The sequence below is a fragment of the Streptomyces sp. HSG2 genome, from assembly GCF_016598575.1.
Taxonomy (GTDB): domain Bacteria; phylum Actinomycetota; class Actinomycetes; order Streptomycetales; family Streptomycetaceae; genus Streptomyces.
In genome coordinates, this window is the sequence record NZ_CP066801.1 from 2,170,247 (window position 1) to 2,195,829 (window position 25,583).

At 72.3% G+C, this 25,583-nt stretch carries 23 protein-coding genes and 1 rRNA gene; 9 read left to right on the top strand and 15 right to left on the bottom strand.

The genetic code is table 11. From position 1 onward, the window contains the following. The first annotated feature begins 2 nt into the window (after nucleotides 1-2). The 5 genes from JEK78_RS08945 (at nucleotide 3) to JEK78_RS08965 (ending at nucleotide 4,501) form a co-directional block, all read left to right on the top strand. Nucleotides 3-1,220 (top strand): cation:proton antiporter, encoded by a 1,218-nt coding sequence (locus JEK78_RS08945; RefSeq protein WP_200263564.1) that lies wholly within the window; start codon nucleotides 3-5, stop codon nucleotides 1,218-1,220. Nucleotides 1,221-1,309: 89 nt separating this feature from the next. Then, nucleotides 1,310-1,573: a LapA family protein gene (locus tag JEK78_RS08950; protein WP_200263565.1), complete on the top strand. Its 264-nt coding sequence runs from the start codon at nucleotides 1,310-1,312 to the stop codon at nucleotides 1,571-1,573. A 162-nt stretch (nucleotides 1,574-1,735) separates the two neighbouring features. Further along, the gene (locus tag JEK78_RS08955; RefSeq protein WP_200263566.1) at nucleotides 1,736-2,512 is read left to right on the top strand and encodes an SDR family NAD(P)-dependent oxidoreductase; all 777 of its coding nucleotides are present in this window, start codon (nucleotides 1,736-1,738) and stop codon (nucleotides 2,510-2,512) included. A 128-nt stretch (nucleotides 2,513-2,640) separates the two neighbouring features. Further along, complete coding sequence (locus JEK78_RS08960) at nucleotides 2,641-3,495, top strand: DUF3558 domain-containing protein (protein WP_200263567.1); 855 nt, start codon at nucleotides 2,641-2,643, stop codon at nucleotides 3,493-3,495. Between the two features lie 109 nt (nucleotides 3,496-3,604). After that, on the top strand, nucleotides 3,605-4,501 hold the full coding sequence (locus tag JEK78_RS08965) for a DUF3558 family protein (RefSeq protein WP_200263568.1): 897 nt from the start codon (nucleotides 3,605-3,607) through the stop codon (nucleotides 4,499-4,501). A 67-nt stretch (nucleotides 4,502-4,568) separates the two neighbouring features. Here JEK78_RS08965 and JEK78_RS08970 read toward each other — a convergent pair whose 3' ends face one another. Continuing rightward, nucleotides 4,569-5,267, bottom strand: coding sequence for a tectonin domain-containing protein (locus JEK78_RS08970; RefSeq protein ID WP_200263569.1), 699 nt, complete (start codon nucleotides 5,265-5,267; stop codon nucleotides 4,569-4,571). A 240-nt stretch (nucleotides 5,268-5,507) separates the two neighbouring features. Beyond that, a complete protein-coding gene (lysS, locus tag JEK78_RS08975; protein WP_200263570.1) occupies nucleotides 5,508-7,250 on the bottom strand; it encodes a lysine--tRNA ligase in 1,743 nt (580 codons plus the stop codon). Between the two features lie 165 nt (nucleotides 7,251-7,415). Here lysS and argS point away from each other — a divergent pair, with 165 nt between their 5' ends. Then, nucleotides 7,416-9,185, top strand: coding sequence for an arginine--tRNA ligase (gene argS / locus JEK78_RS08980; RefSeq protein ID WP_200263571.1), 1,770 nt, complete (start codon nucleotides 7,416-7,418; stop codon nucleotides 9,183-9,185). Between the two features lie 69 nt (nucleotides 9,186-9,254). Here the strand turns inward: argS and hemB are convergent, their stop codons facing one another. The 6 genes from hemB to JEK78_RS09010 form a co-directional block, all read right to left on the bottom strand. After that, complete coding sequence (hemB, locus tag JEK78_RS08985; protein ID WP_200263572.1) at nucleotides 9,255-10,250, bottom strand: porphobilinogen synthase; 996 nt, start codon at nucleotides 10,248-10,250, stop codon at nucleotides 9,255-9,257. 88 nt (nucleotides 10,251-10,338) lie between these two features. After that, entirely contained in the window at nucleotides 10,339-12,036 is a 1,698-nt protein-coding gene (locus JEK78_RS08990; RefSeq protein ID WP_200263573.1) for a uroporphyrinogen-III synthase, read from the bottom strand. After that, a complete protein-coding gene (gene hemC / locus JEK78_RS08995) occupies nucleotides 12,033-13,055 on the bottom strand; it encodes a hydroxymethylbilane synthase (protein WP_200263574.1) in 1,023 nt (340 codons plus the stop codon). The genes JEK78_RS08990 and hemC overlap by 4 nt, the downstream gene beginning before the upstream one ends. Further along, a complete protein-coding gene (locus tag JEK78_RS09000) occupies nucleotides 13,052-14,779 on the bottom strand; it encodes a glutamyl-tRNA reductase (RefSeq protein WP_200263575.1) in 1,728 nt (575 codons plus the stop codon). Before JEK78_RS09000 ends, hemC begins: the two co-directional genes overlap by 4 nt. Further along, nucleotides 14,776-15,531 (bottom strand): redox-sensing transcriptional repressor Rex, encoded by a 756-nt coding sequence (locus tag JEK78_RS09005; RefSeq protein WP_200263576.1) that lies wholly within the window; start codon nucleotides 15,529-15,531, stop codon nucleotides 14,776-14,778. The genes JEK78_RS09000 and JEK78_RS09005 overlap by 4 nt, the downstream gene beginning before the upstream one ends. A gap of 284 nt (nucleotides 15,532-15,815) precedes the next feature. Further along, nucleotides 15,816-16,118: a glutaredoxin family protein gene (locus JEK78_RS09010; protein WP_200263577.1), complete on the bottom strand. Its 303-nt coding sequence runs from the start codon at nucleotides 16,116-16,118 to the stop codon at nucleotides 15,816-15,818. 174 nt (nucleotides 16,119-16,292) lie between these two features. Here JEK78_RS09010 and JEK78_RS09015 point away from each other — a divergent pair, with 174 nt between their 5' ends. The 3 genes from JEK78_RS09015 to JEK78_RS09025 all read left to right on the top strand — a co-directional run bounded on the left by JEK78_RS09015 (nucleotide 16,293) and on the right by JEK78_RS09025 (nucleotide 19,805). Further along, nucleotides 16,293-17,207, top strand: coding sequence for an HAD-IB family hydrolase (locus JEK78_RS09015; protein ID WP_200263578.1), 915 nt, complete (start codon nucleotides 16,293-16,295; stop codon nucleotides 17,205-17,207). Nucleotides 17,208-17,493: 286 nt separating this feature from the next. Further along, nucleotides 17,494-18,276, top strand: a complete 783-nt coding sequence (locus JEK78_RS09020; protein ID WP_200263579.1) for an ECF subfamily RNA polymerase sigma factor, BldN family — start codon at nucleotides 17,494-17,496, stop codon at nucleotides 18,274-18,276. A gap of 251 nt (nucleotides 18,277-18,527) precedes the next feature. Then, nucleotides 18,528-19,805, top strand: a complete 1,278-nt coding sequence (locus JEK78_RS09025; protein WP_200263580.1) for a DUF5667 domain-containing protein — start codon at nucleotides 18,528-18,530, stop codon at nucleotides 19,803-19,805. A gap of 88 nt (nucleotides 19,806-19,893) precedes the next feature. On the opposite strand, the gene JEK78_RS09030 is transcribed toward JEK78_RS09025, so the two are convergent. From JEK78_RS09030 to rrf, 7 genes are all read right to left on the bottom strand, one after another. Then, nucleotides 19,894-20,952 carry a lysophospholipid acyltransferase family protein gene (locus JEK78_RS09030; RefSeq protein WP_200263581.1) on the bottom strand — a complete coding sequence of 353 codons (1,059 nt, stop codon included), beginning with the start codon at nucleotides 20,950-20,952 and terminating at the stop codon, nucleotides 19,894-19,896. A 15-nt stretch (nucleotides 20,953-20,967) separates the two neighbouring features. Continuing rightward, on the bottom strand, nucleotides 20,968-22,017 hold the full coding sequence (locus JEK78_RS09035; protein WP_200263582.1) for an NAD-dependent epimerase/dehydratase family protein: 1,050 nt from the start codon (nucleotides 22,015-22,017) through the stop codon (nucleotides 20,968-20,970). A 282-nt stretch (nucleotides 22,018-22,299) separates the two neighbouring features. Next, nucleotides 22,300-22,398, bottom strand: a complete 99-nt coding sequence (locus JEK78_RS09040; protein WP_003948845.1) for an AURKAIP1/COX24 domain-containing protein — start codon at nucleotides 22,396-22,398, stop codon at nucleotides 22,300-22,302. Between the two features lie 147 nt (nucleotides 22,399-22,545). Continuing rightward, nucleotides 22,546-22,755, bottom strand: a complete 210-nt coding sequence (locus JEK78_RS09045) for a helix-turn-helix domain-containing protein (RefSeq protein WP_200263583.1) — start codon at nucleotides 22,753-22,755, stop codon at nucleotides 22,546-22,548. A 656-nt stretch (nucleotides 22,756-23,411) separates the two neighbouring features. Then, nucleotides 23,412-24,584, bottom strand: a complete 1,173-nt coding sequence (locus JEK78_RS09050) for an acetoin utilization protein AcuC (protein ID WP_200263584.1) — start codon at nucleotides 24,582-24,584, stop codon at nucleotides 23,412-23,414. Between the two features lie 103 nt (nucleotides 24,585-24,687). Further along, the gene (locus tag JEK78_RS09055; RefSeq protein ID WP_200263585.1) at nucleotides 24,688-25,356 is read right to left on the bottom strand and encodes an HAD family hydrolase; all 669 of its coding nucleotides are present in this window, start codon (nucleotides 25,354-25,356) and stop codon (nucleotides 24,688-24,690) included. Nucleotides 25,357-25,465: 109 nt separating this feature from the next. Next, nucleotides 25,466-25,582, bottom strand: a 5S ribosomal RNA gene (rrf, locus tag JEK78_RS09060). Between the last annotated feature and the right edge of the window lies 1 nt (nucleotide 25,583).

Below are 25,583 nucleotides of genomic sequence, written 5' to 3' on the forward strand. Positions count from 1 at the left end.
CGATGTCCAGCCAGGGCACCCTCCTCCTGATCACCGCCATGGCCGTCCTCGCCCCCGTCCTGGTCTACGCCACCGCGCCCCGGATCCGCGTCCCGCTGGTCATCTTCGAGATCGCGCTCGGCATCCTCGTGGGCCCGGACGTCCTGGGCTGGGCCCACTCCGACACCGTGATCGACACGCTCTCCGACCTCGGGCTGTCGATGCTCCTCTTCCTGGCCGGCTACGAGATCGACTTCTCGGCGATCCGCGGCGACACGCTGCGTCGGGCGCTGCGGTCCTGGATGGTCTCCCTCGCCGTCGGCCTCGGGTTGGCGGCGTCGCTCAGCGGCGGGGACCTGTGGGCGGCCGTCGTCGTCGCCACCGCGTTGACCAGCACGACGCTCGGCACCGTGCTCCCGATGCTCCGCGACCGGGGCGAGATGAAGGGACGATTCGGGGCGGTGCTGTCGGCGTTCGGCGCGGTCGGCGAATTCGGGCCGGTGGTCGCCGTGGCCCTGCTGCTCAGCGGGCGCCGGCCCGCGGAGTCGGCGGTGCTGCTCGCCGTGTTCGGCGCGGTGACGGCCGCCGCCGTGTTCTGGGCCCTGCGCCCGCGGCCCCGTTGGTTCGGTCGGCTCACCGCGCTCACGCTGCGCAACAGCGCGCAGTTCGCGGTCCGGTGGGTGATGCTGGTCCTCGCCGCCATGCTCGCCCTCGCCCAGGTACTCGGCCTGGACGCGCTGCTCGGCGCGTTCGCCGCCGGTGTGCTCACCCGGCTCGTGCTGCGCCGGGAGGCGCCGGACAGCAGCGACGAGGTGCTGGGCAAGGTGGAGGCCATGGGGTTCGGTTTCCTGGTGCCGCTGTTCTACGTGGTCACGGGCATCGAGTTCGATCTGGACGCGCTGCTCGGCGACCCGGTGGCCCTGCTGCTCGTGCCGGTCTTCCTCGTCCTGGTGGTCGCGGTCCGCGGGCTGCCCGTGTACCTGCTCGCCCCACGGGACCTGGGTCGTGCCGACCGGGTGGCGCTCGCGCTCCTCTCCTCGACCTGCCTGCCCCTGGTGGTGGCCATCACCACGATCGGTGTCGACCAGGGGCTCATCGGCTCCGATCGAGCCGCTTCCCTGGTGGGCGCGGCGATGCTCTCCGTACTCCTCCTGCCGCTGATCGCGGGACGCCTGCGGGCCAGGGGCCACCCGGCCGAACGGGCCGGGCGGAAGAGGCCCGACGGATCCGAGGCCTGGTGACGACCGACAACGCCGAGGCCCCGGCCCCGGTCACCCGGGCGGCGGCGCCCACCACGGCACGACACCCCGGCACGGCCGATCCTGACATCATGAGCCGAGCAGACAGAGCGGGCCGGGCGTCCCGGTCCCGCGCCCGGGCCTCCGGGCGCCGCCGCCCCGAACTCACCGCCTCCCGGGTCACGGCCCTGGTGCTGGTCGCCCTCGCGATCGTCCTGATCGCGGAGAACACCGAGTCCGTCGAGATCCGGCTGATCGTGCCGATCGTGACGATGCCTCTCTACCTGGCGCTCCTGCTGATGTTCGTGATCGGTGGCCTGTGCGGGGCGCTGTTGTTGCGCCTTCGGGACCGCTGACGCGTCGGGGGCGCCCGGTCGTCTCCGATCCGACGTCCGGTCCCGGCCGCTCGCGGGACGCGCCGGCACGGTGCGCGCGCCGCCCCCTCGGCACCCAGGCACCCGTCCCACAGGTGGGCCGCCTACGCTGGGCGGCGAGACCGACCACCTGAGGAGTCGCGCATGGCCACCCCCGCACCGTCCGAGGCGTCCGGGATCGCCGTCGTCACCGGCGCGAGCAGCGGTATCGGCGCCGCCACGGCGCGCCGCCTGGCCGCCGCGGGCCACCGGGTGGTCCTCACCGCCCGGCGCAAGGACCGGATCGAGGCGATCGCCGAGGAGATCACGGCCGCCGGCCACTCCGCCACCGCCTACCCGTTGGACGTCACCGACCGGGCGGCCGTCGAGGAGTTCGCGACCGCGTTCCGGCGGATCGGCGTCCTGGTGAACAACGCGGGGGGCGCGCTCGGCGCCGACCCCGTGGCCACCGCCGACCCCGACGACTGGCGTCGGATGTACGAGACGAACGTCATCGGCACCCTCCACCTCACCCAGGCGCTGCTCCCCAAGTTGGAGGCGAGCGGCGCGGGCACGGTGGTCGTCGTCTCCTCCACCGCAGGCCACGCCACCTACGAGGGTGGTGCCGGCTACGTCGCCGCCAAGCACGCCGAGCACGTGCTGGCCGAGACCCTGCGCCTGGAGATCGTCGGACGCCCGGTCCGGGTCGTCGAGATCGCGCCCGGCATGGTGAAGACCGACGAGTTCGCCCTGACCCGATTCGGCGGCGACCGCGACCGCGCCGCCAAGGTCTACGAGGGGGTGGCCGAGCCGCTGACCGCCGACGACGTCGCCGAGACCGTCGTATGGACGGTGACCCGCCCCCCGCACGTCAACGTCGACCTGCTCGTGGTCCGCCCACGTGCCCAGGCGTCCAACACCAAGCTGCACCGGGAGCCTTGACCCCGAGCACCGCCGCGGCGGGCCGGCGCCGCGACCACTGCGGCGAGTGCGCTACACATGGTCGGGTGTCGCCGCCGGTCGCCCCCGGGCGGGGACCGGCCGAACCCATCGTCGAGAGGAGCCCCGCCATGCGGCGCAAGGCCCACGTTTCCGGTGCCGCCGCGCTGCTCGCGGCGCTGCTCACGGCATGCACCACAGGCTCCTCCGGCGAGGGACGGGTCGACGACGCCAACCCGGGGGGCTCGCAGACCGCGGCCCGGACCGCGGAGCCCGGCAGATACCGCACACTCCCCGACGCGTGCGCCGCCGTGCCCGAGGACACCCTCTCCAGCCTGCTCCCCGGCATCCGGCAGATCGCCGACACCGACGCGCGCGCCGCCGCCTACGAGGGCGAGCCGACCCTGACCTTCGACACGGACCGGAAGGTCGGCTGCCGCTGGAGCGGGTCGTCCACCGAGGCCGTCCACCACCTCTTCGTCGACCTCGAACGCGTGGTGTCGTACGACACGGCCGTGAGCGACGACGACCAGGCCCGCGCGCTGTTCACCGGCGAGAAACTGGCCGCGGACATCGCCGAGCCGTCGGCCGCGGCGGACGAGTCGCCCCAGGGCACCGCCTCCGCCTCCCCCGACGACGCGTCCACCTCCCCGAGCCCCCTCACCGACACCTCCGCGAGCGCGGCCTCCGCGAGCGCGGCCTCCGCGAGCGCCGCCGACACGATGTCGGCGATCCCCACTCCCAGCGAACTCCAGCCACGCACCCTCGACGGCCTGGGCGACGAGGCCTTCGTGGACGACTCCCTGGACAGCGCCGGCACGGCCGAACGCCGGACCGTGACTGTGGCGTTCCGCACGTCCAACGTCATCGTGACCGTCGAGTACGTGGAGCAGTCGACGACGCCCACGGCCGTGCCGGACAGCGAGGAACTGCAGGACAGGGCACGGAAACTGGCCGCCCTCCTGGACGACGCACTCGGCGGCTGAACCCGCGACGTACCCGCCGGCTCCCGCGACGAACCCGGCGGACCGGGACCGCTCGGGCTCGACCACCGCGTACCGTGGCCACCCGAACCACCGCAGGAACACGAGCGTCATGAGTGAAGGAACCATGCAGCGACGAGCCCAGCGAGACCAGCGCGCCCGGCCCGAACCGGGAGCGGCCACTCCGTCCCGGACGCCGGCGCTCACCCGCCGGAGCCGCGCCCTTGTCGGAGCGTTCGCCGTGCCCGCGATGCTGCTGGCCGCCGGCTGCTCCTCCGAGTCCGGCTCCGACACGGACAGCGCGAAGGCCGCGAGCCAGGGGACCTCGGCGAGCCCGTCCCCCACGGTCCGCGCGGCCGTGTACGGGGCGCTCCCGGAGGCCTGTTCCGTCGTGCCGGAGAAGACTCTGGAGGACCTGGTGCCCGAGGGGGACTCCTCCGGCAAGGAAGGATCCTCCAACGACACCGCGTATCGGGCCAGTTGCTCCTGGGACAGCCTGGACGACGAGGGCGTGGACGGCTCGCAGTTCCGCTGGCTGAACGTCTCCCTGCTCCGCTTCGACTCCGACATCGCCCGCGGGCCCGGGGACGAGTTGGCGCAGGAGTACTACGACAAACAGGTGGAAGACGCCCAGTCGGTGGACGGTGCCGAGAAGACCGAGACGGAGGCGCTCTCCGACCTGGGTGACGTCGCCACGGCGATCGGCTACGACCTGGAAAAGGACGAGGGCGACTTCACTCAGCGGACGGTCGTGGTGCGCGCCGAGAACGTGGTGGTGACCGTCGACTACAACGGCGCCGGCCTCGCGGGCGGCGACACCCCGGACGCCGACGCCCTGACGAAGGGCGCTCGGCAGGCCGCGGAGGACGCGGTCGCCGCGGTCGCCGCGGTCGCCGCCGCCGGGGAGAAGGACTCCGACGCCAAGGACACCGACGAGAAGGAGCCCTCGCCCTCGGCCTCCGAGGAGACCTCCGCCTCGCCGTCCGCTTCCCCCTCGGACGAGGGCTGACGGCCGAGGGAGGCCCGTCGGGCGTGGCCGCCGGAATCGAGCGGCCACGCCGGTCGGTCGGCGCCGGTCAGCCGGGCAGGTCGCCGGTGTAGCGGTAGATGTTGCCCGCCGCGTTCACCCCCCACACCGTGCCGTCGGCCGCCGCGCCGATGTCCGTCAACGCCCCCGGCACCTGCACCCACGGACTCGCGTCGTTGTTGGTGAAACGGTAGATGTTCCCCGCCGCGTTCACCCCCCAGACATTCGACCGCGAACCCGCCGAGATCGCCTTGAGCCCACCGCTGATCTGCTTCCAGTGGCCGCAGTCCTGATCACCGGTGTAGCGGTAGATGTTGCCCGCCGCGTTCACCCCCCACACCGTGCCGTCGGCCGCCGCGCCGATGTCCGTCAACGCCCCCGGCACCTGCACCCACGGACTCGCGTCGTTGTTGGTGAAACGGTAGATGTTCCCCGCCGCGTTCACCCCCCAGACATTCGACCGCGAACCCGCCGAGATCCGCACCAACGCCCCATTGATCTGCTTCCAGTGGCCGGCGCCTTGGTCGCCGGTGTAGCGGTAGATGTTGCCCGCCGCGTTCACCCCCCACACCGTGCCGTCGGCCGCCGCGCCGATGTCCGTCAACGCCCCCGGCACCTGCACCCACGGACTCGCGTCGTTGTTGGTGAAACGGTAGATGTTCCCCGCCGCGTTCACCCCCCAGACATTCGACCGCGAACCCGCCGAGATCCGCACCAACGCCCCATTGATCTGCTTCCAGTGAGCCATCCCACCGGCCCCTCTCCGCTCGGGAATGCTGCACGGGAACACTTCCCGGGCGGACCGACTCCGTAGATGTCTCCCTATGACACGTGATCATGACTTTTGTCCGGTTGTCGGCGTTTGACGGCACGCCCGTGGGTCGGACCGGCCCCGCTCCCGAAGCGGGGCGCACGCGACATGACGTGAAGCGGTGTCACCGGCGTGAGTGAGACCGCCTCGCCCTCTTGACGCGGTCGGTCGGGTGGGTCAGGCCCCCAGGAGTGTCCGCACCCGCTCCTGCCCCACCGCCAGCAGCAGCGTCGGCAGGCGCGGGCCGGTGTCCCGACCGACGAGCAGGTGGTAGAGCAGGGCGAAGAAGGACCGCTGAGCGGCCTTGATCTCCGGCGGCAGCTCCTTGGGAGTGGCGTCGGCGGAGAAGCCGGCCCGGACCTTCGGCACGCCGTAGACGAGATGGCCGAGCCCTTCGGGGGACCAGTGCTCGGCGAGGCCGTCAAGGAGCAGCCGGAGCGACGCGCGGTCGCCCTCGCCCAACGACGCCAGCAGCGCCGCGTCGGGCTCCTCTCGCACGACGGTGCGCTGGTCGGTCGGAACGTAGGTGTTGATCCACGCCTCGGCCCGGTCGTACCTGGGCCGGACGTCCTCGAGCGTGGTCGGCGGGTCCGCCGGGTCCAACTGCGCGAGGATGCGCAGCGCCTGATCCCGGTCCCCGGCCGTGACGTCGGCGACGGAGGCCAGGGTCCGGTAGGGCAGCGGACGCGGAGTGCGGGGCAGCTCGGTCCCGGCGGTGCGCACCGCGCGGGAGTACGCGGCGAGGTCGGCGGGCAGGGCGCCGCCGTCGGCGACCCTGGCGTCGAGGCGGTCCCACTCGTCGTACAGCCGTTGGATCTCCTGATCGAAAGCGATCTTGAAGGACTGGTTGGGCCGACGCCGGGCGTACAGCCAGCGCAACAGCTGCGGCTCCATGATCCTGAGCGCGTCCGCGGGCGTCGGCACCCCACCCCGGGAGGAGGACATCTTCGCCATGCCGCTGATGCCCACGAAGGCGTACATCGGCCCGATCGGCTGCTCGCCGCCGAAGATGCCGACGATCTGCCCACCGACCTGGAAGGAGGAGCCGGGGGACGAGTGATCGACACCGCTCGGTTCGAAGATCACGCCCTCGTGGGCCCACCGCATCGGCCAGTCCACCTTCCAGACCAGCTTGCCCCGGTCGAACTCGTCGAGCCGGACCGTCTCCGAGAAACCGCAGGCCTCGCAGCCGTAGGTCATCTCGGTGGAGTCGTCGTCGTAGGCGCTGACCGTCGTGAGGTCCTTCTCGCAGTTGCCGCAGTACGGCTTGTACGGGAAGTACCCGGCGGTGCCCGAGCCGCCGTCGTCCTCGCTCGCCGCGCCGGAACCCTCGACGGCCTCCGACTCGGCCTCGTCGACCGGCTTGCGGGACGGCTTGGGCGACGACCGCTGCCTGGTCCGGTATCGGGCGAGCACCGCGTCGATGTCGAGGCGGTGACGCATGGCGTGCAGGACCTGCTCACGGTAGGCACCCGAGGTGTACCGCTCGGTCTGGCTGATGCCGTCGAACTCGACGCCCAGCTCGGCCAGCGCCGCCACCATCGCGGACCGGAAGTGCTCAGCCCAGTTCGGGTGGGCCGACCCCTTCGGCGCCGGGACCGAGGTCAGCGGCCTGCCGATGTGCTCGCTCCAGGACGGGTCGACGCCCGGGACGCCGTTGGGGACCTTGCGGAAGCGGTCGTAGTCGTCCCAGGAGATCAGGTGCCGCACCCGGTGTCCGCGGCGGCGGATCTCGTCGGCGACCAGGTGCGGCGTCATGACCTCCCGCAGGTTGCCCAGGTGGATGGGGCCCGACGGCGAGAGCCCGGAGGCGACGACGACCGGTTTGCCCGGGGCCCGACGCTCCGACTCGGCGATGACCTGGTCCGCGAAACGGGAGACCCAGTCGGTCGTATCGGTGCTCTGAGCCACGGTCGGCACGCCCCCTTGAATGCTGAATCGATGCTGGACTCGGGAGCCGGACGTCCGCCGTCTCCCGCCATCTCCCCATCCTCCCAGAAGGCCGGGCGACCCGGAAAACCGCTTCTCCCCCGTGAGAGACTGGCCTGGTCAACCGATCCCACGAGGAGAACGGCACCCCTGACTATGGCCTCGGTCACGCCCCTCAGCGACTCCGTCCGGCAGCGGCTCGCTTCCGCCCTCCAGGTCGTCCGACCGGAGACGGCGGCGGACCCGCTCCTGCGCCGCAGCGACCGCGCGGACTACCAGGCCAACGGCATCCTCGCGCTCGCCAAGCGGACCGGGGGCAACCCGCGCGAGTTGGCCGCCGAGGTGGCCGCGCGTGTGGCCACGGGCGAGCCGATCGGCGGGATCGAGGTGTCAGGCCCCGGCTTCCTCAACATCACCGTCACCGACCGCGCGATCGTCGAGACGCTGGCCGGGCGCCACGCCGACGACACGGGCCGGCTCGGCGTGCCGCGCGCCGAGCGCTCCGGCACGACGGTCGTCGACTACGCCCAGCCGAACGTCGCCAAGGAGATGCACGTCGGCCACCTGCGGTCGGCGGTGATCGGTGACTCGGTGATCCGGCTGCTGGAGTTCACCGGCGAGACGGTCATCCGGCGCCACCACATCGGCGACTGGGGCACCCAATTCGGCATGCTCATCCAGTATCTGAACGAGCACCCGCACGAGTTGGACCACCGGTCCGGCCAGGACGGGCCCGCCTCCGGCGAGGAGGCCATGTCCAATCTCGACCGGCTGTACAAGGCCGCCCGTGAACTCTTCGACGCCGACGAGGAGTTCCGCACCCGGGCCCGGGGGCGGGTCGTCGACCTCCAGGCCGGCGACCCGGACACGCTGGCCGTCTGGCAGCGGTTCGTCGACGAATCGAAGATCTACTTCTTCTCCGTCTTCGAGAAGCTGGACATGGAGCTCCGCGACCCCGACATCGTCGGCGAGTCCGGCTACAACGACATGCTCGCCGACACCTGCCGCCTCCTGGAGGAATCGGGCGTGGCCGTGCGCTCGGAGGGCGCGCTGTGCGTGTTCTTCGACGACGTGAAGGGACCGGACGGCAACCCGGTCCCCCTGATCGTGCGGAAGTCCGACGGAGGCTACGGCTACGCGGCGACCGACCTGTCGGCCATCCGGGACCGCGTCCACCGACTCGGCGCCGACTCCCTGCTCTACGTGGTGGACGCCCGCCAGTCCCTGCACTTCCGGATGGTCTTCGAGACCGCGCGCCGGGCCGGTTGGCTGAAGGACGGCGTCAAAGTGGCCCAGCTCGCCTTCGGCACCGTCCTCGGCAAGGACGGCAAGCCCTTCAAGACACGCGAGGGCGAGACGGTCAAGCTCGTGAACCTCCTGGACGAGGCCGTGGAGCGCGCCTCGGCCGTCGTCCGGGAGAAGTCCCCGGGCCTGACCGAGGAGGAGATCGCCGAGCGCGGGGCCCAGGTGGGCATCGGCGCCGTGAAGTACGCGGACCTGTCGACCTCGGCGAGCCGGGACTACAAGTTCGACCTCGACCAGATGGTCTCGCTCAACGGCGACACGTCCGTCTACCTTCAGTACGCGTACGCCCGCGTCCGGTCCATCCTGCGCAAGGCGGGCGAGGCCCGGCCGGTCCCGCACCCGGAGCTGGAGCTGGAGGCACCCGAGCGCGCCCTCGGCCTCCACCTGGACGCCTTCGCCGCGACCGTCGCCGAGGCGGCCGAGGAGTACGCCCCTCACAAGCTGACCGCCTACCTATACCAACTCGCTTCGCTGTACACGGCGTTCTACGACAAGTGCCCCGTGCTCAAGGCCGGGACGCCCGAGCGGGTGGCCAACCGGCTGTTCCTCTGCGATGTCACGGCCCGGACGCTGCGCCAGGGCATGACCCTGCTCGGCATCCGGACGCCCGAGCGTCTCTGACCCCGGCGCCGCGACCGGCGGTCGCTCCCCGCCCCTCCCGGAGGGCCCGGGAGCGACCGAGCCCGGGGGTCAGCCGGCGAGCCGGCGCGCCACCTCGGTGGCCCAGTAGGTCAGGATGATCCGCGCGCCGGCCCGCTTGATGCCCGTCAACGCCTCCATGATCGCCTGGTCCCGGTCGATCCACCCCTTCTCGGCGGCGGCCTCGATCATGGCGTACTCGCCCGAGATCTGGTACGCGGCGACCGGCACGTCCACGGCATCGGCCACTCTGGCCAGGATGTCCAGGTAGGGGCCGGCCGGCTTGACCATCACCATGTCCGCGCCCTCGGCGACGTCCAGCGCCACCTCCCGCAGCGCCTCCCGCGCGTTGGCCGGGTCCTGCTGGTAGGTCCGGCGATCCCCGCTCAACGAGGAGCCCACCGCCTCGCGGAACGGCCCGTAGAACGCGGAGGCGTACTTGGCGCCGTAGGCGAGGATCGCGACGTCCTCACGGCCGACTCGATCCAACGCCGCGCGGACGTGACCGACCTGACCGTCCATCATGCCGCTGGGACCCAACACGTGCGCACCCGCCTCGGCCTGCGCCCGGGCCATCTCCGCGTACCGCTCCAGGGTGGCGTCGTTGTCGACACCGCCCCGCTTGTCGAGGACCCCGCAGTGACCGTGATCGGTGAACTCGTCCAGACACAGGTCGGACATGACGAGCAGGTCGTCGCCGACCTCGGACCGCACGTCCCGCAAGGCCTGTTGCAGGATCCCGTCCGGGTCGGTGCCCGCCGTGCCCTCCGCGTCCTTCTTCTCCTCCGCCGGGACCCCGAAGAGCATGATCCCGGAAACCCCGGACGCCACCGCCTCCGCGGCGGCCCGACGCAGGGTGTCGCGGGTGTGCTGCACGACCCCCGGCATCGATCCGATCGGCACCGGCTCGCTCACGCCCTCGCGGACGAAGGCCGGAAGAATCAGGTCGGCGGGGCGCAGCCGGGTCTCGGCCACCATCCGACGCATGACGGGGGTGGACCGCAGCCGCCGAGGGCGGGTGCCGGGAAAGGAACCGTACGTCGTCATACCCTCCACGCTACGCCCGCGGCGCCGGTGCCCTTGCCGACGCGGAGTCGGGCCCCGGAGGGCCGGCCTCGGCCGGCCCTCCGGGGCCTCAGGTCGTGGTGGACCGTCGTCTTCGCGATCCCGGCCGACGCTCACTGGGCCGCGTCACCGGGTCCCCCGCCTCGATCGCCGCCGCCCGGCGATCGGCGCCGAAGTCGGCCAGCGCCTCAGCGAGCCGCAACACGGACGGCTCGGGAGCCATCACGTCGACCCGCAGGCCGTGTTCCTCGGCGGTCTTGGCGGTCGCCGGACCGATGCAGGCGATCACGGTGACGTTGTGCGGCTTGCCCGCGATGCCGACGAGGTTCCGCACCGTGGAGGAGGAGGTGAACAGCACGGCGTCGAACCCGCCGCCCTTGATCGCCTCTCGGGTCGGCGCCGGCGGCGGCGAGGCGCGCACCGTACGGTAGGCGGTGACGTCGTCGACCTCCCACCCCAGCTCGATCAGCCCCGCCACGAGCGTCTCCGTGGCGATGTCGGCCCGGGGCAGGAACACCCGGTCGATGGGGTCGAAGACGGGGTCGTACGGCGGCCAGTCCTCCAGCAGACCGGCGGCCGACTGCTCGCCGCCGGGCACCAGGTCCGGCTTCACGCCGAAGGCGATCAACGCCTTGGCCGTCTGGTCGCCGACGGCGGCGACCTTGATCCCGGCGAAGGCACGGGCGTCGAGCCCGTACTCCTCGAACTTCTCGCGGACCGCCTTGACCGCGTTGACCGAGGTGAACGCGATCCACTCGTAGCGCCCGGTGACCAGGCCCTTGACGGCGCGCTCCATCTGCTGCGGCGTCCGGGGCGGCTCCACGGCGATGGTCGGCACCTCGTGCGGCACCGCGCCGTAGGAACGCAGCCGGTCGGAGAGCGACGCCGCCTGCTCCTTCGTCCGCGGCACCAGGACCTTCCACCCGAACAGCGGCTTGGACTCGAACCAGGACAGCTGGTCGCGACGGGCGGTGGTGCCCCGTTCACCGACCACGGCTATGGCGGGCCGGCCGCCTTCCGGCGACGGCAGCGCCTTGGTCTGCTTCAGCGTCTGCCCGATGGTCCCGAGCGTGGCGCTCCAGGTGCGCTGCCGGGTGGTCGTGCCCGCGATGGTGACCGTCAGCGGAGTGTCCGGCTTGCGACCGGCCGCGACCAACTCTCCGGCGGCCGCGGCGACCGCGTCCAACGTCGTGGAGACGACGACCGTGCCGTCGGAGGCACCGATCTCCGCCCAACACCGCTCCGAGGCCGAACCGGCGTCCAGGAAGCGCACGTCCGTCCCGGCGGCGTCGCTCAGCGGCACCCCCGCGTACGCGGGCACTCCGACGCCGGTGGCGATACCCGGGACCACCTCGAAGGGCACCCCGGCGGCGGCGCAGGCCAACATCTCGTCGGCGGCGTGGGTGTCGAGTCCGGGGTCCCCGGAGACCGCTCGCACCACCCGCCTGCCTCCTCGCGCGGCCTCCATGACAAGATGTGCGGCATCCCTCGCCGAGGGGGTGCCGGCGGCCTTCGGAACGCTGTCGACGACCGTCAACTGCGGTGCGGTCGAGGCGGTTTGCTCCGCGTCGGTCAACACCTCGGCGACGCCACGCCGGGCGTGGGTGCGGACGACGTCCAGCACCTCGTGCTCGGCGACGACGACATCCGCGTGCGCCAGCGCCTCCACGGCGCGCAGGGTCAGCAGTCCCGGATCCCCGGGTCCGGCACCGAGGAAGGTGACGTGCCCGTGTTCCGGACCGACGGCGGGAAGGGTGGTGGGGCTCACAGCGCTCGCTCCCCCATCAGACCGGCCGCGCCCCGGGCGAGCATCTCGGTGGCGAGTTCGCGACCGAGAGCCTGTGCCGCCTCGTGTGTGTCGGGCACGGTTGCGGTGGTGGACAGCTGCACCAGCGTCGAGCCGTCGGTGGTGCCGACGACGCCGCGCAGGCGCATTTCCTTGACAGTCCGCTCGTCGGCACGCGTCTCCCCCCGCTCCAACGGAGCCGAGAGGGGAGGAAGGTCGGCCAAGGCGCCCACAGGGGCGCTGCAGCCGGCCTCCAGTGCCGCGAGCAGGGCACGCTCGGCCGTCACGGCGGCCCGCGTGAGCGGGTCGTCCAGTGCGCCGAGCGCCGCGACCAGCGCGGAGTCCCGGGCATCACGCCCGGCCCCGCACTCGATCGCCAACGCCCCCTGGCCGGGGGCGGGCAGAACGGTGTCGACCGACAGGAAGTCGGTCGCCTCGTCGATGCGGCCGATCCGGTGCAGTCCGGCGGCGGCCAGCACGACCGCGTCCAGCTGTCCGTCACGGACGTATCCGATGCGGGTGTCGACGTTGCCCCGGATCGGGACCGTCTCCAGCCGCAGGTCGTGGGCGCGGGCGTACGCGTTCAACTGCGCCATCCGCCGGGGCGCGCCGGTGCCGATCCGGGCGACGCCCGAGCGCGACGCGGCGGCCAGTTCGGTGAGCTTCAGCGCGTCCCGGGCGACGATCACGTCCCGGGGGTCCTCCCGCTTCGGGACGGCCGCCACCACCAGGTCGTCGTGGGGCGCGGTCGGCAGGTCCTTGAGCGAGTGCACGGCGAAGTCGATCTCGCCGCGCAGCAGGGCCTCGCGCAGCGCCGCCACGAACACACCCGTGCCACCGATCTGCGCCAGGTGCTCGCGCGAGACGTCGCCGTACGTGGTGATCTCGACCAGCTCGACGGGGCGCCCGGTCACCCGGCTCACCGCGTCGGCCACCTGCCGGGACTGGGCCATGGCGAGCTTGCTCCGCCGCGTCCCCAGCCTCAGTGCCTTCTCCGTCATGCCGGCCCTCGGTTCTTCTCGGTGCTGGTTGCGGCCCGGGAGACGGAGGCCACCGTCTCCGGGTCGAGGTCGAACAGGGTGCGCAGCGCGTCCGCGTACCCGGCTCCGCCGGGCTCGGCCGCGAGCTGCTTGACCCGGACGGTCGGGGCGTGGAGCAGCTTGTCCACGACACGCCGGACGGTCTGGGTGATCTCGGCACGGTGGCGGGCGTCGAGGCCGGGCAATCGGCCGTCCAACCGCGCGATCTCGCCCGCCACGACGTCGGCGGCCATGCTGCGCAGCGCCACCACGGTGGGGGTGATGTGGGCGGCGCGCTGGGCCGCGCCGAAGGCCGTGACCTCGTCGGCGACGATCCGTCGGACCTGGTCGACGTCGGCGGCCATCGGCGCGTCGGCGGACGCCTCGGCGAGCGACTCGATGTCCACCAGCCGTACCCCGGGCAGCCGGTGGGCCGCCGCGTCGACATCGCGCGGCATCGCCAGGTCGAGCAGGAAGAGCACCGGTTCCGGCCGCTCGGCCTCGGCCACCGCCCCCGGCCGTCTGCGCTCGGGGATCCGGCCGGTGTCGGCCACCGTCGTGGCCAGGGCGCTGATCAGGTCGGCCTCCGCCTCGGCGCCCCGGGGGCGGTCCACGGCGGTCCCTCCGGCGACCCACGCGGCGTGCTGCTCCAGGGTGGCGGCGTCCATGCCCGCGACGGCGGCCTCGCCGAGCACGGAGAACCCGCCTCTCGGAGCCGGGGGCAGGTCCAGCGGACAACCGCCGGGCGTTTCGGGTGTCTCGTGCGTCGGGGCGGAGGAAGACGGGGCGGGGCCTTCCCCGCCGCGCGTCTCGCCGTCCTCGACCGGTCCGGTGAAGCCCGAACGCCCCGCCACGGCCTCGGCGATGTCGTCGGCGCTCAGCACCAGGCCCGTCGCCCCGGTGCAGGAGACGGCGATGTCGGCACGTGACAGCTCGAACGGCACCGACTCCATCGGTACCGCGCGGGCGGCCACGTCCCGGCCGGCGTCGCCTTCACCGCGGCGTCCGTACTCGTCCTCGACCAGGGCGGCGAGTCTGCGGGCGCGTTCCGCCGTCCGGTTGGCCACGACGATCTCGGCGACCCCGGCCCGTGCCAGCGTGGCGGCGGCCAGCGACGACATCGACCCCGCGCCGATCACCAGGGCCCGCTTGCCGCGAACCCAGGTCCGCGCGTCGCCGGTGTCGGAGAGTCGCTCCAGGCCGAAGGTGACCAGGGACTGCCCAGCCCGGTCTATGCCGGTCTCGGAGTGCGCGCGCTTGCCGACCCGCAACGCCTGCTGGAACAGGTCGTTGAGCAGCCGCCCGGCGGTGTGCAGCTCCTGAGCCCGGGCCAGGCAGTCCTTGAGCTGCCCGATGACCTGGCCCTCGCCGACGACCATCGAGTCCAGCCCGCAGGCCACCGAGAACAGGTGGTGGACGGCCCGGTCCTCGTAGTGCACGTAGAGATGGGGGGTGAGTTCGTCGATGCCGAGGCCGCTGTGCCGGGACAGCAACGTGGACAGCTCGGCCACACCGGCGTGGAACTTGTCCACGTCGGCGTACAACTCGATCCGGTTGCAGGTGGCCAGGACCGCCGCTTCGGTGGCGGGCCCGGCGGCCACGGTGTCCCGCACCAGCGCGGCCCGCGCCTCCACACTCAGCGAAGCGCGTTCCAACAGGCTGACCGGGGCACTGCGGTGACTCAGCCCGACGACCAGGAGGCTCATGCCGGCATCACGGCGGGGAGGTCCCCGTCCGGTCCTTCACGGCGGCTCGCGGCGCGGACGGCGGGCGCGGCCCGCTCCGGCGCGTTGCCCTCGCCGGACTTGCGCTGCTCGTGGAAGGCGAGGATCTGCAACTCGATGGACAGGTCCACCTTGCGCACGTCCACGCCCTCGGGAACGGACAGCACGGTCGGCGCGAAGTTCAGGATGGAGGTGACACCCGCGGCCACGAGACGCTCGCAGACCTGCTGGGCCGCTCCGGCGGGGGTGGCGATCACGCCGATGGACACCCCGTTGTCCCGGATGATCCCCTCCAGGTCGTCGGTGTGCCGTACCGGCATCCCGGCGACGGGCTTCCCGGCCATCGCGGGGTCGGCGTCGATGAGCGCGGCGACCCGGAACCCGCGGGAGGCGAAACCGCCGTAGTTGGCGAGGGCGGCGCCCAGGTTGCCGATCCCGACGATCACCACCGGCCAGTCCTGGGTCAACCCGAGCTCGCGCGAGATCTGGTAGACGAGATACTCGACGTCGTATCCGACACCCCGAGTCCCGTAGGAGCCGAGGTAGGAGAAGTCCTTGCGCAGCTTCGCGGAGTTCACCCCGGCGGCGGCGGCCAACTCCTCGGAGGAGACCGTCGGTACCGAACGCTCGGAGAGCGCCGTGAGCGCGCGGAGGTACAGCGGAAGCCGGGCGACGGTGGCCTCGGGAATCCCTCGGCTGCGGGTCGCCGGTCGTTGTGCTCGGCCAGTTGCCACGGTGCTCCTGCGGGTAGCGCGGGGCTCTGGGCGGCCGTACAGCCCGACGCGACCGCCCCGTTCCGTGCAGGCTATGTCTTTGTGAACGCGTGCACAAAGATGGTGTCCGATTTGCCCGGCCAACGTGACCGGGGTCACGCACCTCCGGGACGCCATGCGGGAACCGACGCCAACATCCCCGCGCGCCTCTCTCTTCGAGGGCAAACCAGCACCCACTCCTCACGATCCATTGCCCCCGCAGCCCCGTCGCCATCGATCCTAAGCGAACATCCGGACTACTCGGACTACTCGACCAGTGCCCCGCGAAGCCGTTCCTCGTTCACACGCCAGAAGGTGTGCTGCCTGCCGTCGACGAGGACCACCGGGATCTGCTCCCAGTACCGCTCGTGCAGTGCCGGGTCCCGGGTGATGTCCCTCGTACGCCACTCGACGCCCAGGTCGGCGCAGACCCGCTCGACGACGGCCTGCGCGTCGTCGCACAGATGACAGCCGGGCTTGCGGATGAGAGTGACGAGATGCTTCTCAGGGTGCTGGGACGACGCGGCTTCCGGCGTGCTTCGGCGGAACAGGGGGCTCATGCGGGCCATTCTCGCGCGCGAGGGCGAGACCGGGTACCCCCCGGGGCGGGGCGCGTCGCGTGCCGACCCCGTTCGGCGACGCGCACGGGCCTCGCCGACCCGCGCCTTCTCGTCGGGGAGAGTTCACGGCGTGCCGGCCGCTCGTCTCCGGCACTTCCGAACAGACTGACTATGCTCACGGACATGGCCGCTCTCGCATGGCTCACCCCCCGTAGGCGCCCCGCCACGGCACGCAGCGTGCTGGCCGGCGAAGCCTCGGCGGAGGCCGCCCGCTCGTGCGCCGAGGAGGCGCCGCCGACCGCCGAACCCGACTTCCCCGTCGTCGGCGACGACCGGGCCGCGGCCTTCTTCGACCTGGACAACACGGTGATGCAGGGCGCCGCCCTGTTCCACTTCGGACGGGGCCTGTACAAGCGGCAGTTCTTCGAGACCCGCGACCTGGCGCGGTTCGCCTGGCAACAGGCCTGGTTCCGACTGGCCGGCGTCGAGGACCCCGAGCACATGCGGGACGCCCGCGACTCGGCGCTCTCCATCGTGCGGGGCCACCTCGTCAGCGAACTGCGCTCGATCGGCGAGGAGATCTACGACGAGTACATGGCGGGGCGGATCTGGCCCGGGACCAGGGCGCTGGCGCAGGCACACCTGGACGCGGGCCAACGGGTCTGGCTGGTGACGGCGGCACCGGTGGAGATCGCCCAGGTGATCGCGCGACGCCTTGGACTGACCGGCGCGCTGGGGACGGTCGCCGAGTCGGTGGACGGCGTGTACACCGGCAGGCTGGTGGGAGAGCCGCTGCACGGACCGGCGAAGGCGGAGGCGGTCCGCGCCCTCGCCGCGGGCGAGGGCCTCGACCTGGCCCGGTGCGCGGCGTACAGCGACTCGCACAACGACATCCCGATGCTGTCGCTGGTGGGACACCCCTACGCGATCAACCCGGACGCCAAGCTGCGCCGGCACGCCCGGGAGCGGGACTGGCGGCTGCGGGACTACCGCACCGGAAGGAAGGCGGCGCGGGTGGGCATCCCGGCCGCGGCGGGGGTCGGCGCCGTGGCGGGCGGCACCGTCGCGGCCCTGGCCCTGCACCGACGCCGTCGATAGCCGAGGGCGGCGCCGCACGCTCCGTTCGATCCGATCCGGCCGCACGGGAAGCATCCTGCGGTCGCCGGAAATCACACAACTGACGCCAGAAACCGATCACCTTTCGATACCGAACGGACCTTCGGTCGCGCAGAGAAGCGATGTAATCGACGATTTGAGCAACTGGGCGTAGCAGCGCCTACACGAAGCGTTATTCTCCTCAGACGCATACCGGTACCCCTCCGTCGCCACGACGGGTGAACGGTCCCGCACTGCTCGTGATGGAAGCTCTGCCTCTGGGAGTCCCGTGTACCCACACGTCGGGGTTGACGCCTCGGGCCTGGCCACGCTGCGCGCGACGGTCGAACGGTTCCAGGACCTGTTCCGCGACTTCGCCCCCGCCGCGTACGCCGCCCCCGCCCTCACCGCGGCCACCGCCCCCGCCGGCCCCTGCTACGCGCTCGCGGAGGGCGGAGCCGCGGTCGGCAGACGCGCGAGGTCGTCCGGGACCACGACGGCACGCCGTCCCGCGGCCGACAGCGACAGCGCCCGCATGATGGAACTGGTCGAGCGGGCCCAGGCCGGGGAGGCCGAGGCCTTCGGCCGGCTCTACGACCAATACAGCGACACGGTGTACCGCTACATCTACTACCGCGTGGGCGGCAAGGCCACGGCCGAGGACCTCACCAGTGAGACGTTCCTGCGCGCGCTGCGCAGGATCGGCACCTTCACCTGGCAGGGCAGGGACTTCGGGGCATGGCTGGTCACGATCGCGCGCAACCTCGTCGCGGACCACTTCAAGTCCAGCCGCTTCCGGCTGGAGGTGACCACCGGCGAGATGCTCGACGCCAACGAGGTCGAGCGCTCACCCGAGGACTCGGTGTTGGAATCGCTCTCCAACGCGGCCCTCCTGGACGCGGTGCGGCGACTGAACCCGCAGCAGCAGGAGTGCGTGACCCTTCGCTTCCTCCAGGGGCTGTCCGTCGCGGAGACCGCCCGCGTCATGGGGAAGAACGAGGGCGCCATCAAGACGCTCCAGTACCGGGCCGTCCGGACCCTCGCCCGGCTCCTCCCGGACGACGCCCGCTGAACCCCCCGGTTCCGCCACCCCCTCACCCTCAGCCATCCCCAAGTCACCTTTGGTGAAAGTCTGTTGACTCCGTCGCCCGCCGTTGCCGAGTCCGTAACCCAAGTGCCGCGCCGCTCGTTGTGCGGGATGCAGGCTCCCTGTGGTCGAACACCGCCCCACCTCGATCACCCGATCGTGTGGTTTAGGCCCGGGAGCGCACCCCTCAGGACCCCCTGGGGAGTCGACCGTCATGACGAGAGGAGGTGCCGCCAGTGATCGCGAACGTATCGGCGCACCGGCGGGCGAACGCCTTCGCCCACGCTCTGGAGGAGCAGCCCGATCGGGGTGCGGCGGCCGAGCAGTCAGGAGGACCGGCTCCGTCCGAGGGCGCGGAGCGGGCCGGCCAGGAGCGCCTGCTGGCGCTCGCGGCCGGCCTCGGCGCGCTGCCGCGGCCGGAGCTCGACGCCGAGGTCAAGGTCGCCCAGCGGGCCCGGATCCTGGCGGAGTTCGAAGCCATCCTCCGGGCCGACGGCGCCGAAGGCGAACCCGGGACCCCGGCGCTCCCCGAGCAGCGCGGAGGCAGCGGTGCCCGGCGGGCCGCCCCGCTGCGTCGGCTCCGGCCGCGCGGCCGACTCGCCAAGGGGCTCACCGCGGGCGGGCTCAGCGTCGGGGTCGCGGCCGGGGCGTTCGGCGGCGTCGCCGCCGCCAGCTCCGACGCCCTGCCCGGCGATTCCCTCTACGGCCTCAAGCGTGGCATCGAGGACTTCAAGCGCGGCTTCGCGGACGACGACGGCGAGCGTGGCCGCGCCTACCTCGACCAGGCGTCGACACGTCTCGGCGAGGCCCGGCGGCTGATGGAGCGGGACCGCGGCGGCCCCCTCGACCACGAGTCCCTCGGCGAGGTGCGGCACGCCCTGTCCGATGTGCGACACGACGCCTCGGAGGGACATCGCCTGCTCAGCGAGGCCTACGCCCGCGACCCGGAGTCGCTGGGGCCCATGCGGGCTCTGTCCGCGTTCTCGCAGTCCCAGAGTGGCACCTGGGGCACGCTTCGGGAACGGCTGCCGGTACAGCTCGGCGATGTCAGCGAGCAGGTGTCGTCGGTCTTCGAGGCCATAGACGAGGACGTGGCACCGCTGCGCTCCTTGCTGCCCGCCTCCCCGGACGAGCCGGGGGACGACCGCCGGCCGGCCGCCTCGCCGGAGTCCGCAGAGGCGCCGAGCACCAGCCCGGCGGCACCTGGCGACCCCACCGCCCCCGCGGGCGAGGTGGACCCCACCGCCGGCTCGGCGGACCCCGGCCGACGGATGGACGTCCCCCCTCCCGCCGCCGACGGTCCCGGCGAGCCCTCCCGCTCCGAGACCCGGCAGGACGGCCTGCTCGGCTCGGACACCGGCGGGTTGCTCGACCCGCCGGCGGAGGACGACGGTGGCACCACCCCGTCTGCCGAGGGCGACCAGGGCACCCTGCCCGAGCCCGACATCACCCTCCCACCCCTGCTGCCCGGCCTGCTCCCGGGCCTGGGCGGTGGCGACACGGAGGACGGCTGACCCGGGGTCGGGGCGTGTCCGTCAGGGACACGCCCCGACCCCCGGGGAGCGGTTCCCGGCGCGTCGCGCCCTCGCCGGCGCCACCCGGCTAGAAGAACACCGAGCGGCGCCGTACCAACAGCTTGTACAGCGTGTGTTGGATCTGCTCACGGACCTGGTCGGTGAGGTTGAACATCACCATGGGGTCCTCCGCCGCCTCCAGCGGGTAACCGTCCGTCGGGATGGGCTCGCCGAACTGGATGGTCCACTTCGTCGGCAGCGGCACCACGCCAAGCGGGCCGAGCCAGGGGAAGGTCGGAGTCAAGGGGAAGTAGGGGAGGCCGAGCAGCCGCGCCAGTGTCCGGGCATTGCCGATCATGGGGTAGATCTCCTCGGCACCGACGATCGAGCAGGGCACGATCGGCGTGCGCCGGCGCAGCGCCGTGGAGACGAAGCCACCGCGACCGAAGCGCTGGAGCTTGTAACGCTCGCCGAACGGCTTGCCGATGCCCTTGAAACCCTCCGGCATCACCCCCACCAGTTCCCCCTGTCCCAGCAGCCGTTCGGCGTCCTCCGCGCAGGCGAGGGTGTGGCCGAGCTTGCGGGCCAGTTCGTTGACGACCGGCAGTGCGAACACCAGGTCGGCCGCGAGCAGCCGCAGATGGCGACCCGCCGGGTGGTGATCGTGCACGGCGACCTGCATCATCAGGGCGTCCAAGGGCAGCGTCCCCGAGTGGTTGGCGACGATCAACGCACCGCCCTCGGCGGGGATGTTCTCGACCCCCCTGACCTCGACTCGGAAGTACCTCTCGTACATCGGGCGCAGCAGGGACATCAACACCTGGTCGGTCAGCTCCGCGTCGTAGCCGAAATCGTCGACCTGGTACTCCCCCGTGAGGCGTCGGCGCAGGAAGGCGAGGCCGGCGGCGACCCGCCGGTCGAGCTCCGAGACCGCGTCCCGAGCCGGGAGCGGCCGGTTCCCCTCCGCCCCCTCCCGAGGCTCCTCGGGCGGGCCGTCCGGCACGGCCGCCGGAACCGGCCCCCGTCCCGCGCCGTGCTCCGCCGCGCCCGCGCGTCGGCCCGCCGGGGACCGTCGACGCGTGGGGTGGGACGCCGCGCCGCCCCGCGACCGGTCGTCGTCGAACGGAATGACCTTGGCGTCCGCCATCGTTGCCCGCTCTCCTCAGTCGCCGTTCCGGGCGCCGCCGCGGACGGCCGGTGCCGCCATCCGATCGATCACGTCGGCCACCAGGCGGGGCGGAAGCGACCCCGTACCCTGGCTCCGTCCGAAGTCCGCGAGGGTCTCCGCCGTCGTGTACCGAGGGCGGAACCCCAGGGTCTCCCGCATCTGCGTGGTGTCCACGACCCGCCCGTGCGTCAACAGTCGGATCTGCTCGGGCGAGAAATCCGTCACCCCCAGCCTACGCACGACGGTGCTCGCCCAGGTGACCGCGGGGAGCAGCAACGGCACGGTGGGGCGACCCAGCCTCCTGGAACACTGGGACAGCAGGAGGACCCCGTCCCCGGCGATGTTGAAGATGCCACTGTTGAGCGTGCCGCGGCGCGGTTCGTGCACGGCGGCCCGCAGCACCTCGACCACGTCGTCCTCGTGGACGAACTGCAGTCGGGGGTCGTATCCGAACACGGTGGGGAGCAACGGCAGGGAGAAGTACGAGCCGAGCGGGGTACCGGCCGTCGGCCCGAGGATGTTGGCGAACCTCAGCACGCACACCGCCACATCCGGCCGCCGTCGCGCGAATCCCCGCACGTACCCCTCGACCTCGACGGTGTCCTTGGCGTAGCCGCCGGTCGGCAGGGACCTCGGGGGCGTGGTCTCGAAGCAGACCGCGGGATCGCGCGACGCGGACCCGTAGACATGGGTGCTGGACTTGACCACGAGGCGCCGTACACGCGGCGACTTCTGACAGGCGCCCAGCAACTGCATCGTCCCGATGACGTTGGTCTCCTTGACCGCCGCGCGCCCGCCCCCCGGCACGGGCGTGCCCGAGACGTCCATGTGCACGACGGTGTCCGCCCCGGCCTCGACGAGCACCCGACCGATGCTGGGATGCCGGATGTCGGCGCGGACGAACTCGGCCCCGCCCAAAGGATGCTCGGGAGGCACGACGTCCACGGCCACGACCCGGCCCACCGCAGGGTCCCGCCGCACACGCCGGATGAAGCGGCCCGCCAACGGCCGAGCGGCTCCGGTCACCAGCACGACCTCGCCCAAGATCAGCGCCTCCTTCCGCGGTCGCCACCCGGTCGGCGGCTCGCCCCAGCGGGTTCCCGCCCGGCGGTCGGCCCGCCGCACTCCCCGGCTACGCCCAACCTAGCGCCGGCGCGCCGGGGAGGCGCCGCGGTGGCCCGCCCGACATCGCCCGCGGAGCCGAGATCCGCCCCGCCGCGACCGTCGATCGGCTCCACCACGCGGCCGCGGAAGGCCTGGAACGTCCGTGGCCCCCCACCGGTTCCGGTGGGGGGCCACGGACACGCCATCGCGGCGTCGCGTCGCCTACTTCTTGTTGCGACGCTGAACGCGCGTGCGCTTGAGCAGCTTGCGGTGCTTCTTCTTGGCCATCCGCTTGCGCCGCTTCTTGATAACAGAGCCCACGACTACCCTCGCTCACTTCTCATCACTCGGTTGCTGGGCGCCATGGGCCCATACGACCTACGAGGGGCCAGCCTACCCGCCCGAACGCCGAGGTCGTAATCGAGGCCGGAGGGGGCTCACGCGGACGCCGCCCCCTCCTGGACTCCGTCAGACGGTGTCCACCCCCACGAAACTGTCGCGCAGGTAGTCGTGGACCGCGTGTTCCGGGACGCGGAACGATCGCCCCACCCGGATCGCGGGCAGATGACCGCTGTGCACCAGTCGGTACACGGTCATCTTCGACACTCGCATCACCGCGGCGACCTCCGCCACGGTAAGGAACCGAACCTCGCTCAGAGGCCTCTGGTCAGCAGCCATGACACACCCGAACCTTCCGCATTCGACCGTCACCGGCTTCCCCTCCCGGTGACTCTTCGTCGCTGCGTGCTCTCCCCAGGTTAGGTGCGGGTGATGCGAGAGAGGAAGAGGTGCCCGCCTCCCGGCCCGACCCTGGCGGACACGCCCGCGCGGATGCGTAGGAGAGGGACGCTCCGCGGCGGACGAAGCGCGCGACATGATCGCGGGTGTCGATGCGAGGCCCGACACCCTGCCACCTCCCGCGCCCGTGACTCCGGGACCACGGCAACCGGGCGAAGGCCCCCGATGCCTCCCTGACCTGCCCCGGGAACCTCATCTCGCACGCGGACCCCGCCGGCGGCCGGCGCCCCGCCGGCACCGACACCACCGCCGACACGCGCCCCGCTCCGGCTCTGACGCACGAGCGCGCGCCCCGGTCCGGGCACCGGCGTGGACAGGGGCGGCTTCTGTGATCCGACCGACCTCGCCGGGGCGACCGAGGGGGTGCGTACGTACCCCGAACCGGGTCGTTATGTCGACACGGCGACCCGGCAGGGTGGGGAGTGCGTCACCTCTCTCCGCCGACGCCGTGTCCGCCGGGGCGGCGTAGAAGTCGAGCAACCGGTGTGGCTCCCGCGCGACGGCCCGACGAGCCGACCCGATCGACCGGCCGCGGTTCAGGGGAGCAGGCCCCAGTTGGGGAACACCGCCCTACGGGTCGCCGTCACCGCCTGATCGAGCCGGCTGTCGGGGTCGTACCCCTCCTCCCAGTCGGCCCACCGCACCGGCCATCGCCCGTCGGTCATCCTTCTCGGAGCCGGTTCGCGGGTCCGGGCGTAGACCTCCTGCCGCCACCCCTCGGGAATCACCGTCTCCGGGGCGACTTCCCTGTCCGCGGCCACGCCGACCAAATGCGTCCAGGACCTGGGGACGACGTCGACCACGGCGTAGCCGCCCCCGCCGAGGGCGATCCAGCGGCCCTCGGCGTGCCGGTGCGCGAGACGGTGGCACTCGACCTGGACCGCGCGCTGCGCGTCGAGCGAGACCGTCAGGTGGGCCAGCGGATCCTCGAAGTGGGTGTCGGCACCGTGCTGGGTCACGAGCACCCGCGGTCGGAACTCCGCCAGCAGCTCGGGGACCACGGCGTGAAAGGCGCGGAGCCACCCGGCGTCCCCGGTGCCCGCGGGGAGGGCCACGTTGACCGCGGTACCGAGCGCGGCCCGGCCTCCCGTCTCCTCGGGCCGGCCGGTCTGCGGGAAGAGGGTTCGCGGGTGTTCGTGCAGGGAGATCGTCATGACCCGGGGGTCGTCCCAGAAAGCGCTCTGCACTCCGTCGCCGTGGTGCACGTCCACGTCCACGTAGGCGACCCGCTCCGCCCCCAGCTCCAGCAGTCGGGCGATGGCCAGGGCCGCGTCGTTGTACACGCAGAAGCCCGACGCGCTGCCCGGCATCGCATGGTGCAGGCCCCCCGCGAAGTTGACGGCGTGTGCGGTCTCCCCCCTCCACACGTCTTCCGCCGCCCCCACCGACTGGCCCGCGATGAGCGACGACACCTCGTGCATCCCGGCGAACGCCGGATCGTCGAGGGTGCCGAGCCCGTAGGTCGCGTCGGCGGCTTCGGGGTTCGCGGAAGCGGCCTTGACGGCCTCGATGTAGTCGGGGCGGTGAACCAGCCGTAGCGTGGATTCCCCCGCGGGTTTGGCCGCGACCGTCCTCACCGCGCGTCCCAGGCCCAGGGCGTCGACAAGACTCCGCGTGAGGGTGAGGCGAACGGGATCCATGGGGTGCCCGGGGCCGAAGTCGTAGCCGGTGACCGCCTCGTCCCACATCAACTGTGCGTGGCCGCTCATGGCCGCCACCGTATCCGGTCGGATCACGTCGCCGACCCCCGCCCGTTCTTGTCCCGTGGGCGGGAGTCCTCGGGACGGCGCGGGCCGGCTGGCGACGGCGCCGTCATTGGCCGGACGAGGGGCGGTCCGATCCGAGGAGCGCGATCAGCTCGGCCATGTCGGAGAAGTGGCCGTCGGCGTCCGTGAGGACCGCCGCCGGCGTCATGGCGGTGTAGCCGTAGACGTGCATTCCGGCGGCCCGGGCGGCACGCACGCCGGGCAGGCTGTCCTCGACCACCACACAGCGTCCGGGCGCCACCCCAATGGACCGGGCCGCGTGCAGGAAGAGGTCCGGTGCCGGCTTCCCCCGCGGCACGTCGTCCGCGCTGAAGAGAAGCCGCTCGTCGAACCAGTGGTCGAGCCCGGCCGTACGGTGTCCGACCCGGATCCGCTCGTGGCTGCCCGAAGAAGCCACGCAGTAGGGAATGCCGGCCGCCGCGAGGCTCCGCAGAACCTCGGCCACACCGGCGACCGGCCGGAGGTCCCGGCGGAACGCGGCGAAGACCCGCGTGTGGAAGACCTCGTCGAATTCGGCCGGAAGCCGGCGCCCGCTGCGTTCCCGGACCTGGTCGTGGACGCTCCGCATGGCCCGGCCCATGTAGTTCCGGACGGATTCCTCGAAGGAGGTCGGGTGGCCCAGCTCGGTGAGGTACTCGGCCATCAGGCGGTTGGAGATGCGCTCGCTGTCGACCAGGACCCCGTCGTTGTCGAAGATGACCAGGTCGTACCGCATCACGGGTTCCTCCCTACGTGCCCAACCACCGAATGTTCGTGTGCATGAAAAAAGGGAGGGTTCCCTCCCCCGACACAAAGCCGGAAGAAGGAACCCTCCCACAAAAATCGTTCGGCGGCGTCCTACTCTCCCACAGGGTCCCCCCTGCAGTACCATCGGCGCTGTAGAGCTTAGCTTCCGGGTTCGGAATGTAACCGGGCGTTTCCCCTACGCTAAAACCACCGAAA

What these genes read in the sequence shown, in the direction of transcription:
- JEK78_RS08960 (WP_200263567.1), top strand. Translation starts at nt 2,641, where the DNA reads ATGCGGCGCAAGGCCCACGTTTCCGGTGCCGCCGCGCTGCTCGCGGCG.
- JEK78_RS08970 (WP_200263569.1), bottom strand. Translation starts at nt 5,267, where the DNA reads ATGGCTCACTGGAAGCAGATCAATGGGGCGTTGGTGCGGATCTCGGCG.
- hemB (WP_200263572.1), bottom strand. Translation starts at nt 10,250, where the DNA reads ATGACGACGTACGGTTCCTTTCCCGGCACCCGCCCTCGGCGGCTGCGG.
- argS (WP_200263571.1), top strand. Translation starts at nt 7,416, where the DNA reads ATGGCCTCGGTCACGCCCCTCAGCGACTCCGTCCGGCAGCGGCTCGCT.
- JEK78_RS09030 (WP_200263581.1), bottom strand. Translation starts at nt 20,952, where the DNA reads ATGGCGGACGCCAAGGTCATTCCGTTCGACGACGACCGGTCGCGGGGC.
- hemC (WP_200263574.1), bottom strand. Translation starts at nt 13,055, where the DNA reads ATGACGGAGAAGGCACTGAGGCTGGGGACGCGGCGGAGCAAGCTCGCC.
- JEK78_RS09045 (WP_200263583.1), bottom strand. Translation starts at nt 22,755, where the DNA reads ATGGCTGCTGACCAGAGGCCTCTGAGCGAGGTTCGGTTCCTTACCGTG.
- JEK78_RS08955 (WP_200263566.1), top strand. Translation starts at nt 1,736, where the DNA reads ATGGCCACCCCCGCACCGTCCGAGGCGTCCGGGATCGCCGTCGTCACC.
- JEK78_RS09055 (WP_200263585.1), bottom strand. Translation starts at nt 25,356, where the DNA reads ATGCGGTACGACCTGGTCATCTTCGACAACGACGGGGTCCTGGTCGAC.
- JEK78_RS09050 (WP_200263584.1), bottom strand. Translation starts at nt 24,584, where the DNA reads ATGAGCGGCCACGCACAGTTGATGTGGGACGAGGCGGTCACCGGCTAC.
- JEK78_RS09015 (WP_200263578.1), top strand. Translation starts at nt 16,293, where the DNA reads ATGGCCGCTCTCGCATGGCTCACCCCCCGTAGGCGCCCCGCCACGGCA.
- JEK78_RS08965 (WP_200263568.1), top strand. Translation starts at nt 3,605, where the DNA reads ATGAGTGAAGGAACCATGCAGCGACGAGCCCAGCGAGACCAGCGCGCC.
- JEK78_RS09010 (WP_200263577.1), bottom strand. Translation starts at nt 16,118, where the DNA reads ATGGCCCGCATGAGCCCCCTGTTCCGCCGAAGCACGCCGGAAGCCGCG.
- JEK78_RS08950 (WP_200263565.1), top strand. Translation starts at nt 1,310, where the DNA reads ATGAGCCGAGCAGACAGAGCGGGCCGGGCGTCCCGGTCCCGCGCCCGG.
- JEK78_RS08945 (WP_200263564.1), top strand. Translation starts at nt 3, where the DNA reads ATGTCCAGCCAGGGCACCCTCCTCCTGATCACCGCCATGGCCGTCCTC.
- JEK78_RS09000 (WP_200263575.1), bottom strand. Translation starts at nt 14,779, where the DNA reads ATGAGCCTCCTGGTCGTCGGGCTGAGTCACCGCAGTGCCCCGGTCAGC.